Genomic DNA, 9779 nt, shown 5'->3' with positions numbered 1-9779 from the left:
TTGCCGGCCAATGCGTCGGCCTGGGCTCGCTCTTCAAGGTCCATTTCACGTCGCATCCCGTCACGGATTACCGCTCCGTCTATCCCGGCCAGGCCGAACGCAGGAAGCTCGATGCCTTCCACAAGGGCTTGCTTGGCCGCGGCGTCTTGTCGGCCAGCTATGGCCTGTTCGCGCTGTCGACACCGATGACCGAGGCGGACGCCCGCGCCATTCTGCAGGCGATCGACGAGACCCTGGGCGAGATCGCTCGCCAGTCCTGAGACAGGCCGACAGGAGGATCACGGATGACAGCTTCTCCTCATGTGGTGGTGATCGGCGCCGGCACGTTGGGTTTGTGCTCGGCCCTCCACCTTGTCGAACAGGGCGCGCGCGTAACCGTGCTCGAAGGCCAGTCGATCGCCTCCGGATCGAGCGGCAGGTCGGTTGGCGTGGTCGGATCGCAATTTACCGATCCGTTCGAGATCATGCTTCGCGTTCATGCGCTGCGCCGCTTCCGCCAATGGGAGAGCCAGGGGCTTGGCTTCAACCATATCGGCTACCTGCGGCTGGCGCGCACGCAGAAGCAGATGGAGCTGTTTGCAAAGTCGGTGGAACTTCAGGAAGCGGCCGGCCTGCGCTCGCGACTCTATCGTGCGAACGAACTCGCGGAACTCGTGCCGCACATCGACCCGGATGGCCTGGAGGGTGGGCTGTTCGGGCCCGACAATGGCTTCCTCGACCCTCACGAGATGTGCACTTTCCTGGCGCAGGCGGTCCGCACCCAGGGCGGCGAAATCCGTCAGTATCGCAAGCTGCTCGGGGTAAGGCGGCGAGCGCGCAGCTACACGCTGGAGACCAGCGGCGATCCGATCGATTGCGATGTCGTGGTCAATGCGGCAGGAGCCTGGGCGCCTCAGGTCGCCGAACTCTTCGGCCAGCGTCTGCACATTTGGCCCGAGCGTCACGAGGCGGTCGTCATCCATCTCGACGAGCCGCTCGGCTACACGATGCCGATGGTCATGGACCTGGTGAACGGCGAAGGCAGCGGCCTCAATTTCCGCCATGAGAAAAGCACCGAACTGATCGCCGAGATCCACAAGGTGGACTCGCTCGCGCCGGAGGATCCCGACAATTACAACGACCAGTGCGACGAACGATCGAAGGTCAGACTGGCGGAGCTTCTCCTCGAGCGGCTGCCGGACCTGCCGGGCGCGCGGCTTGGCCGGGGCTGGGCCGGCCTTTACCCCGTGACCGCCGACCATCGCCCCTTCGTCGGCCCGATCGATGCTTCCGAGCCGACATTGGTGACCGCCGCCGGCGCCGGCGGCTACGGCATCCAGCTGGCCCCGGTGATCGGGCAGATCGCGGCCGACTGGGTTCTTCACGGCGCCCCGGTTTCCGCGCCCGGCACCGAGAGCCTGCTGCCGTCGGCAGCGCGAAACATTGCTCTTAGGTGATTGAGCGATGGAGCTTGGCGGGATGTCGAAGTCCGTGTCACGCGCCTAGGAGCGCGCCGGCATTCTGCAGGCTCGAAACACTTCTTGGGCCGTCGGCGCTTCGCGCGGAACCATCGGATCGAGAGCAGGTTGGTTGTGCATCTCAGTTTGAGAGACAGTCACAGCTCAAGGGAGAACCCGATGAAACTTCCGTACAGAACCACAGCCGCCGCTGCTGCCTTGCTTTTCATGAGCTTCCCGGTCCTTGCCCAGACAAGTGCTGCGCCGGAGCCCACGCCCATTCCGCAGAAGCCCGGACCGACCGCGACACCGGAAACCAACGCCCAACCCGCAGGTCCGACGCGCGAGGTGATCCGCCAGATGATCGACGACGCGCTCCAGGAGAAGCTGCAGGAAGATCGTTCGGCTGAACAGGGACCCCGGCATGGCGGACGTTGGCACCGCGAAGACAGACAAGCGCGGCGCGACGGCGACAGAATGGCTGGCAGACCTGATCGGATGGGACCGCGCATGATGCACCGCGCCCGTATGCAGGTCATGTTCGCGATAGTGGATGCCGACGGCGACGGCGCACTGTCGCAGGGCGAAGTTCAGGATATCGTCGGCAGGATCTTCAACGCCGCCGACGAGGATGGCGACGGCAGCCTCGACCTGGACGAGCTGCAGTCGTTCATGCATGGCTCCGGTGGCGGGCGCATGCGGTAGCGGCGCCGAAGCACATCCAGCCAGAGCGAGGCATCTTGGCCGCCGCTGTCCATGGAAGCGCATATATGTGACGGCCCGGGATTGAGATATATTGCCGCCATCCTTGGGCGCTGACGTTCTTTGAACGGGGGCATGACATGCAGGCGGTGCCGATAGCTCATCCGGCCGAACAGTCCGCCGCCGCCTCGATACCTTCGCTCTCCGGCTATCCGGCCGCGGTGCTGTGCTGGCTGCTGTCGGCCGGCGTCTATATCGCGGCAAAATGGGTGGCGCCGGAAATGCCGCCCTGGGGACTCTGCTTCTGGCGGCTTGCGCTCGCCTGCGCCATCCTGCTGCCGATCGTGCATCGCCATCACGGCGCGATGATCGCGCTTCTCAAATCCCGGCCGCTGGAGATCGCCGCCGTCGGAGCGATCGGCCTGACGCTCTGCCAGGGCATGATCTACCGCGGCCTCGCCGACACCGACGCGACCACCGCCGGCATCATCATGGCGCTGTCTCCGGTCATGACGATGGTGCTCGCGCGTTTCGTGCTCGGCGAGCCGCTCGGGCTTTGGCAGGCGCTCGGCGCGGTGGTTGCGCTCGCCGGCATGCTGGTGATCGTCGCGCATGGCGACCTGGCGGCGCTGCTTCAGCTACAGTTCAACCTGGGCGAATTGTGGATCGTCGGCAGCGCGTTCTGCTGGGCGCTCTACACCGTGCTGGTGCGCCGGTCCAAATTCGGCATCGAGCTGTTGCCGCTGGTGGTGCTCCTGCTCGGCGCCGGCGCGCTCGTCGCCCTGCCTTTCCATCTGTGGGAACTGGTCAACGACGAACGCTCCGCCTTGAACGCCCATGGCTGGCTCGCGCTCGCCTATCTGGCGGGCCCGGGCGGCGCCCTGATGTACTATCTCTACAATCGCAGCGTGGCGACGCTCGGCGCCAGCCGGGCGAGCATGCTCCTCTATCTGCAGACGATGTTCGTCGCCATCCTCGCCTATCTGCTGCTCGGCGAGAGCCTGCATGACTACGATCTCCTCGGCGCCGCCTTCATCGTCGCCGGCATCGTGCTTGCCACGATGTTGAAGCCGCATGCGGCTCGCGTCGCGTAGCCCGGTGATGGCAAGTGCAAGGAGAGTTTACCGCATCGGCGCGGTCGATCGCCCATGCCCGATGTCCTTCGGGGTTCGAATGACACGGTCTGTCGACACCCTGACACGGGAGCGGCCCGGAGCCCTTGTGGGTTTGGTGGCGAAAGGCAAGGGCCACCGGGCCTAACCGGCGGGGACCTAGTACGGGGACTTCGCTAAGAGGGCACCGGCTGATAGAAATATGCGCTAATGCTAATACAATTGAAACGCATCCCTAAGGACGATGGCCAGACTGGCCAGCTTAGGTAAATATCGGCCGTGCGCTTCGCATGCTCGGCCATTCGGACGACCGAGGCCACGACAAGGCAGCGAAGCAAGCGCCTACCTGATCTGGAATCCGTGGGCCAACGGATCGCGGTCGTCCACAAAGATCGTATTGTGGCCAATAATTTGCGCCCATCCGCCGACGCTTGGCCGAATGCCTTTGAAAGGGCCAACGTCAACCTCCGCCTCGACACGGCCCTCGAAGACAGTGCCGATCAGGCTTTCCTGGCGGAAGCTGTCGCCGACTTTCAGGCGGCCCTTGCCGCGAAGTTGCGCCATGCGCGCCGACCGGATGGATCGGTGGCACAATGACAGCCCGGACGGCGATCTTGTCTGAATGAGCCTCGGATAACGCAAGGGAGAGGTCCGCAAAAGCATGGCCAAGAAGTTTGCGTTTCTCCTGGTGCGCGATTTCACTTTGTCGCCGCTGTCGCTTTTCATCGACACGCTGCGTTTGGCCGGCGACGAGGGCGATCGCAGCCGCAGGGTGGAGTTCGACTGGCAGATCGTCGGCGAGCGCGGCCTGCCGATCCGGGCGAGCTGCGGCGTCGAATTGCTGCCGACCAAGGCGATCGGCAATCCGGAGGATTTCGACAACGTCGTCGTGGTTGGAGGTCTGCTCGACACCAACCGCAATCTCAGCGCTGAAAAGGAGGCCTTCCTTCTGCGGGCCGCCGACAAGGGCGTGCCGATAACCGCGCTGTGCACGGGAAGCTTCGTGCTGGCCCGCTATGGCTTGCTGGACGGCTACAGTGCCGCCGTCAGCTGGTTCCACATCAAGGATTTTCGCGCCGAATTCCCCGATGTGAATGCGCATGCCGACAGCCTCTATTCCGTCGACCGCGGCCGCGCGACATGCGCCGGCGGCACCGGCGCGGCAGACCTTGCCGGTTATTTCGTGTCGCAATTCATCGGTCAGAAGGCGGCGGAAAAGGCCGCCAAGATCCTCGTGCTCGATCGCATCCGCAACATCCGGGACGTGCAGCCCGTCGGCGATCTGTTTCCCGAAGCGTCGAGCCGTGCGGTGAAACGGGCCTTGCTGCTGATGGAAAGCAGCCTGCAGGAAAAGATATCGGTCACCGAGATCGCAAGCCGGTTGAATTGCTCCCGGCGCCAGCTCGAGCGTCTTTTCGCGACCGAGCTGGGCACGAGCCCGATGGCCGCGTACCTGGCGCTCAGGGTTCACTACGCCAAGTCGCTGCTGGAAGGCAGCGACCTGCAGATAGGCGACATCGCCTACAGGTGCGGCTTCGAAAATGCCGGGCACTTCAGCCGGGTATTCCGCCAGCACACCGGCATCACGCCGACCAACCTCAGGCATCCAGGCCGCTTGGCTGCTCAAGCGGCGAAGCAGTGAATTCCTTAAGGCCGATGCGAACAGGGGCTTGGTAGGCTACGAAATCCGCTGCCCGTTCTCGTCCAGCAAAACACAGCCGCTCGGATCGAACCCGACCTCGATGATCTCGCCCTCCCGGACGATGCGGCCGTTGATCGGCGCGTTGGCGCGGATGCTCGTCTTGCCGCCGAAGTCGATCTCGTAAATGGCGCTGCCGCCGAGATAGGAGGTCGAGACGACCCGGCCGGAGAGCCGGTTGCCGCCTGCTGCAGGACCGACCGACAGTTTCTGCGGCCGCACCACCACGGTGATCTTGCTGCCCGGCGCCAGCGGCCGCGGCGACATCACGTTGACCGTCTGGCCAGCGGCAAGCGTCACCGCTATCTGCCCGTCAGATCTGCTGACGGTGCCGGCAAGCATGTTGGCCTTGCCGAGGAAGTCGGCGACGAAGGCGGTGGCGGGCCGCTCATAGACTTCCTCCGGCGTGCCGATCTGCTCGACCGAGCCGGCGTTCATCACCACGATGCGGTCCGACATGGAGAGCGCTTCTTCCTGGTCGTGGGTGACGAAGATGGCGGTGATGCCGGTTGCCTTCTGGATCTTCTTGATCTCGACGCGCATCTCCTCGCGCATGTTGGCGTCGAGCGCCGACAGCGGCTCGTCGAGCAGCAGCACCTGCGGTTCGAAGACGATGGCCCGCGCCAGCGCGATGCGCTGCTGCTGCCCGCCCGACAATTGTGAGGGCAGCTTCTTCTCGCTGCCCGGCAGCCGCACCATGTCGAGCGCCCGGCCGACCCTGCGCGCGATCTCGGGCTTCGGCACGTTGCGATACTTCAGGCCGAAGGCGACATTGTCGAACACGCTCTTGTGCGGGAACAGCGCGTAGCTCTGGAACACCAGGCCGATGTTGCGCTTGTAGATCGGCACGTCGTCGACCCGCCGCCCATCGATCATGATCTGGCCGCCCGAAATGTCGACCAGCCCGGCGATGGAGCGCAGGATCGTCGTCTTGCCGCAGCCCGACGGCCCGAGCAGGGTGACGAAACTGCCCTTGCGGATCGACAGCGAGAAGTCGCGCACCGCGACGAACTTGCCATAGGCGATGTCGATGTCGCGGAACTCGACCGCTTGCTGCTCCGCACTCATGTTGGGAGCTGTGCCGGGTGCCCCGGCCGAGACCGGCCGGGGGCTGAGTGACGCTTCGCTTCTGTCAGGCACCTTTCGCGATCCTGTCCCACTGCTTGGTCCAGGCGTCCTCGTTGGTCGCCCAGTAGACCGGATCGGCGAAGGTCAGCGCCTTCATCGAGCCGGTCTTGTCGAAAGCCGGCAGCTTCTCGATCTTCTCGGTTAGCTTCACCTTGGTCGGGTCGAGCGACGGCGGGTAGCTCTGGCCCTCGGCCACCGCGATCGAGGTCGCCGGATCGAGCATGAAGTTGATCAGCTCTTCGCATTCGGTCATCGGCGAGCCTTTCAGGATCAGCATGTCCTCCATCCAGGCATAGGAGCCCGCCGGATCGAGATAGCCGATCGGATGGCCCTGATCCTGCAGGGCGGCGACGCGGCCCGACCAGGCGTCGGTCACCACGATCTCGCCCTTGGACAACAGGTCCATCAGTTCCGCGCCGGAGCTCCAGAATTTCTTGGCGAGGTCGCGCGTCTCGCGCACCTTGGCCCAGATCGTATCCATGTCTGTGATGTTGTTGGGATCCTGTCCGGTGGCCAAAGCCGCGTACCAGACGCGGGTGGTCATGTCGGCATAGCCGCCGACCTTGCCGGCGTATTTCTTGTCGAGCAGCAGGCCGGCACCCTTTTCCTTCGCCTCCTCGGGCGAGATCACCTTGGTGTTGTAGGCGATGCCGGTGGTGCCGTAGTCGTAGGGCACCGCCGAGAGCTTTGGCGTCAGCTTGCGGAACGGCTCGATCATCGGCTGCAGCACATTCGCCATGTTGGGAATGTTGGCCTCGTTGATCTCCGAGTTCATGCCGGCATTGACGTATTTGATGTAGTAGTTGACGCCGGACGAATGCACGATCTGGAAGTCGCCTGGCTTCGCCGTCTTGATCTTGGTGATGATCTCGTTCTCGTCGCCGAACGTGCCCTGGACCACCTTGATCTTGGTCTTGGCTGTGTAGGGCTGGAAGGCGTATTTGTCGATCGCCTCCTGCACGGTTCCGCCCCAGCCGTCGAAGCGCACCTGCTCGACCGCGGCGAGCGCGCGGCTCATCCACGGCATGGAGAGGCCCGCCGAGGCCGCGGCGGCGGCGGTCAGGCTCAGAAAGGTGCGGCGGCTCAAATCGCCGTTCACGTAGCGGTCATGCAGCCGTTCCAGCCGTTTGGTGGTGGATAGTTTCATTTTGCTTCCTCCTTTGGTTCGCCTCGTCTTCTCAATTTTGTCAGGCTTTGCATGAGAATGCCGCCAATCAGCGGGATGCCGACGGTCACCAGGATCATGACCGTGCCCAGCGCATTGATCTCCGGGCTGATCGAAATCTTCAGCATCGAAAGGATTTGTGTAGGCATGGTCTCGACGCCGGCCGGCCGCCAGAACAGGCTGGCCGAGGTGTTGTCGAACGAGATGGTGAAGGCGAGCAGCGCGCCGGCAACGACCGCCGGGATGAGCAGCGGCAGCGTGATCTCGCGGAAGGACGAGAAGCGCGAGGCGCCGAGCGAAAGCGCGGCCTCCTCATAGACGCGCCGGATGCCCACCATGCGCGCCTGGGTGATCAGCACCACATAGGGCACGGCGAGCAGAATATGGCCGAGCACCAGGAGGAGCAACGTTCGCGGCTGGTCGACCGCCTTGATCAGCACCAGGAGGCCGACGCCCAGAATGGTTTCGGGCACCAGCGCCGGCAGGATCACCAGCGTGCTCAGCGTCTGCTTGCCGGGGAACTCGAAACGCACCAGCGCGAACGAGGTGACGACGCCGATCGCCGTGGTGGCGGCCGCAGTGACCAGGGCGATCCACAGCGACGTTCGGAACGCGGCCAGCACCGCCTCATTGGCCATCAGCTTGCCGTACCATTGCAGCGAAAAGCCGGTCATCGGGAAGCCGCCGAACATCGAGGCGTTGAACGACAGGATGACGGTCGCCGCAATCGGCGCGAACATGAAGATGTAGACGCAGAGCGTGACGAAGCCAGTCAGCCGCCAGGCCCATCTGCCTTCCTCTTTCCGGCGTGCAGGCTTCATCCGCCCAATCCCCTCATCCTCCAAGGCCTTTGACGATCTGCGACATGCCCATGTAGCGGGTGTAGATGGCGGCGAAGAAACCGAGCACGACGAACAGCACGATCGAAAGCGTGGCGCCCATCGGCCAGTTCAGCTCGCTCATGATGGTGTCGTAGATCAGATTGCCGAACAGCGCGTCGCGGCCCGAGCCCAGAAGCTGCGGCGTCACATAGCTGCCGGCGGCAAGCACGAAGCAGAGCAGCAGGCCGGCCGCGAGGCCGGGCAGCGAAAGCGGCAGCGTCACCTCGCGAAACGCCTGCGCACTGGTGCAGCCCATCGAGCGGGCTGCCGCAATCAGCGTGCGGTCGATGCTTTCCAGGCTGACATAGACGTTGAGGATCATGTAGGGCAGCAGGAAATGCAGCAGCCCCATGATCACCGCGCCCTCGGTGTAGAGCATCGGCAGCGGCTCGCTGACAATGCCCAACTTTATGAGCGCCACGTTGATGACGCCCTGTTCGCCGAGAATGTTGATCCAGGAAAAGGTGCGGATGGTGAAGCTGATCCAGAACGGCACGATGAGCAGGAGAAGCAGCAGCCACTTGTGCCTGAAGCTCGTCGCCCAGATGAAATAGGCCGGAAAATAGCCGAGCACGCCGCAGAGCAGCGCGGTGATGGCGCCGACCCGCAGCGTCTTCAACAGGAAGCCGTGATAGTAGCTGTCGGTGAGGAATTCGTGCCAGTTCGCGGTTGTCAGCGCGCTGGTTTCCACGCCGGCGGTGACGAAGGTGAAGAAGGTGTAGACCGACATCACGGCGATCGGCAGCACCAGGAAGAAGATCAAGAGCAGCAGCACCGGCGCGATAAGCATCCAGGCCAGCCGTGGATCATACAAGGTCCATCGATTTTTCATGCGCACCCGAAGGTCCGCGCTTTCTTTGAAGCGCTTCTGTTCCCGCAGCTCAGATTGGGTGATTGGGAGCGCGATGTCTACAGGCGGCGATTGAGCCAGAGAGCCTCCGACTGTTGGCGATCGCGTCGTGCCGTGCCTCCACGCAAACAGTCCAGGCAAGCAAGGGAAAGGGCCCGACATCGGGCCCTTCCCATTCTACCGGACACTCGGTGCGGCTGGATCAGGTAGCGCCAATTGGCGGAGGGAATGACCGCTTTGACCGCCCCTTATTTCAGCCCAATGGTCATGCCGCTGAGATCGGCATTGATCTGCAGGCCTACCTGCCGGCCTGTGAGCTGGAGTTCGGCGCCCTTGTCGTTGGTCATCACGATCACCTGAGCGCCTCTGCCGAGCGCGCCGCCGCCGCCCGCTGCGCCGTACACTCCCGCCACGTCGCGGGCGCGGCGAATGTGGCGCACTGTGCCTTTGAAATAGGTCTTGGAAGCCCCGAAGGCGAGGCCGCCCGAGATGCCCCCGATCGAGATGGGATAGTTGCGACCACGGAAGGTCAGCGTCCCTTCGCCGCCGGCGCCGCCGATGAAGAAGGCCGCCTTATAGATGGAGAAGCGGATCGTGCCGCTGTCGGCGTGAGCAGCGCTGGCAAAGCTCACGCCGACAGCGGCGATGACCGCAATCGCGGCTGAACGAATTCTGGACATGGTGAGACTCCTCGAAAGCGCCGATTGCCCAACCGGCAGGGCACGTCAGCGTTGTATGAAACGATAGCTGAACAGTCTCGCAGGTCTTTTGGTTCCAAGGCTGGCGGATTGAATCCGGTTGCGAGA

10 protein-coding genes and 1 pseudogene are annotated in these 9779 nt (G+C 63.8%); 5 read left to right on the top strand and 6 right to left on the bottom strand.

What is annotated here, in order from left to right:
* The 4 genes and pseudogenes from EOA60_RS07360 to EOA60_RS07345 form a co-directional block, all read left to right on the top strand.
* Positions 1-260: pseudogene (locus tag EOA60_RS07360) on the top strand (aspartate aminotransferase family protein); the annotation flags it as partial.
* A 24-nt stretch (positions 261-284) separates the two neighbouring features.
* Positions 285-1436 carry an FAD-binding oxidoreductase gene (locus EOA60_RS07355; protein ID WP_095824596.1) on the top strand — a complete coding sequence of 384 codons (1152 nt, stop codon included), beginning with the start codon at positions 285-287 and terminating at the stop codon, positions 1434-1436.
* A 135-nt stretch (positions 1437-1571) separates the two neighbouring features.
* Positions 1572-2141 carry an EF-hand domain-containing protein gene (locus EOA60_RS07350; RefSeq protein ID WP_245322378.1) on the top strand — a complete coding sequence of 190 codons (570 nt, stop codon included), beginning with the start codon at positions 1572-1574 and terminating at the stop codon, positions 2139-2141.
* 137 nt (positions 2142-2278) lie between these two features.
* The gene (locus EOA60_RS07345; RefSeq protein ID WP_095824594.1) at positions 2279-3232 is read left to right on the top strand and encodes an EamA family transporter; all 954 of its coding nucleotides are present in this window, start codon (positions 2279-2281) and stop codon (positions 3230-3232) included.
* Positions 3233-3592: 360 nt separating this feature from the next.
* Here the strand turns inward: EOA60_RS07345 and EOA60_RS07340 are convergent, their stop codons facing one another.
* Complete coding sequence (locus EOA60_RS07340; RefSeq protein WP_280950695.1) at positions 3593-3913, bottom strand: proline racemase family protein; 321 nt, start codon at positions 3911-3913, stop codon at positions 3593-3595.
* Here EOA60_RS07340 and EOA60_RS07335 point away from each other — a divergent pair.
* The gene (locus EOA60_RS07335) at positions 3912-4892 is read left to right on the top strand and encodes a GlxA family transcriptional regulator (protein ID WP_066993111.1); all 981 of its coding nucleotides are present in this window, start codon (positions 3912-3914) and stop codon (positions 4890-4892) included. The two genes, EOA60_RS07340 and EOA60_RS07335, sit on opposite strands and share 2 nt — an antisense overlap.
* A 36-nt stretch (positions 4893-4928) precedes the next feature.
* On the opposite strand, the gene EOA60_RS07330 is transcribed toward EOA60_RS07335, so the two are convergent.
* From EOA60_RS07330 to EOA60_RS07310, 5 genes are all read right to left on the bottom strand, one after another.
* Positions 4929-6089: an ABC transporter ATP-binding protein gene (locus tag EOA60_RS07330; RefSeq protein WP_095824593.1), complete on the bottom strand. Its 1161-nt coding sequence runs from the start codon at positions 6087-6089 to the stop codon at positions 4929-4931.
* A complete protein-coding gene (locus tag EOA60_RS07325) occupies positions 6082-7224 on the bottom strand; it encodes an extracellular solute-binding protein (protein ID WP_095824592.1) in 1143 nt (380 codons plus the stop codon). The genes EOA60_RS07330 and EOA60_RS07325 overlap by 8 nt, the downstream gene beginning before the upstream one ends.
* The gene (locus EOA60_RS07320; RefSeq protein ID WP_082953755.1) at positions 7221-8063 is read right to left on the bottom strand and encodes an ABC transporter permease; all 843 of its coding nucleotides are present in this window, start codon (positions 8061-8063) and stop codon (positions 7221-7223) included. Before EOA60_RS07320 ends, EOA60_RS07325 begins: the two co-directional genes overlap by 4 nt.
* 13 nt (positions 8064-8076) lie before the next feature.
* On the bottom strand, positions 8077-8913 hold the full coding sequence (locus EOA60_RS07315) for an ABC transporter permease (protein ID WP_245322367.1): 837 nt from the start codon (positions 8911-8913) through the stop codon (positions 8077-8079).
* A gap of 308 nt (positions 8914-9221) precedes the next feature.
* Entirely contained in the window at positions 9222-9653 is a 432-nt protein-coding gene (locus EOA60_RS07310; protein ID WP_066993122.1) for a hypothetical protein, read from the bottom strand.
* Positions 9654-9779: the final 126 nt, after the last annotated feature.

The sequence above is a fragment of the Mesorhizobium sp. M1A.F.Ca.IN.020.06.1.1 genome, assembly GCF_004023265.1.
Lineage (GTDB): Bacteria > Pseudomonadota > Alphaproteobacteria > Rhizobiales > Rhizobiaceae > Mesorhizobium.
Note: the sequence above shows the minus strand (reverse complement) of the source record. Positions and strands in the feature narration are given on the sequence as shown.

Bases quoted from the DNA above. Each gene is read 5' to 3' on its own strand.
- EOA60_RS07355 (WP_095824596.1), top strand. From the start codon at position 285: ATGACAGCTTCTCCTCATGTGGTGGTGATCGGCGCCGGCACGTTGGGT.
- EOA60_RS07345 (WP_095824594.1), top strand. From the start codon at position 2,279: ATGCAGGCGGTGCCGATAGCTCATCCGGCCGAACAGTCCGCCGCCGCC.
- EOA60_RS07335 (WP_066993111.1), top strand. From the start codon at position 3,912: ATGGCCAAGAAGTTTGCGTTTCTCCTGGTGCGCGATTTCACTTTGTCG.
- EOA60_RS07340 (WP_280950695.1), bottom strand. From the start codon at position 3,913: ATGCTTTTGCGGACCTCTCCCTTGCGTTATCCGAGGCTCATTCAGACA.
- EOA60_RS07325 (WP_095824592.1), bottom strand. From the start codon at position 7,224: ATGAAACTATCCACCACCAAACGGCTGGAACGGCTGCATGACCGCTAC.
- EOA60_RS07320 (WP_082953755.1), bottom strand. From the start codon at position 8,063: ATGAAGCCTGCACGCCGGAAAGAGGAAGGCAGATGGGCCTGGCGGCTG.
- EOA60_RS07315 (WP_245322367.1), bottom strand. From the start codon at position 8,913: ATGCTTATCGCGCCGGTGCTGCTGCTCTTGATCTTCTTCCTGGTGCTG.
- EOA60_RS07310 (WP_066993122.1), bottom strand. From the start codon at position 9,653: ATGTCCAGAATTCGTTCAGCCGCGATTGCGGTCATCGCCGCTGTCGGC.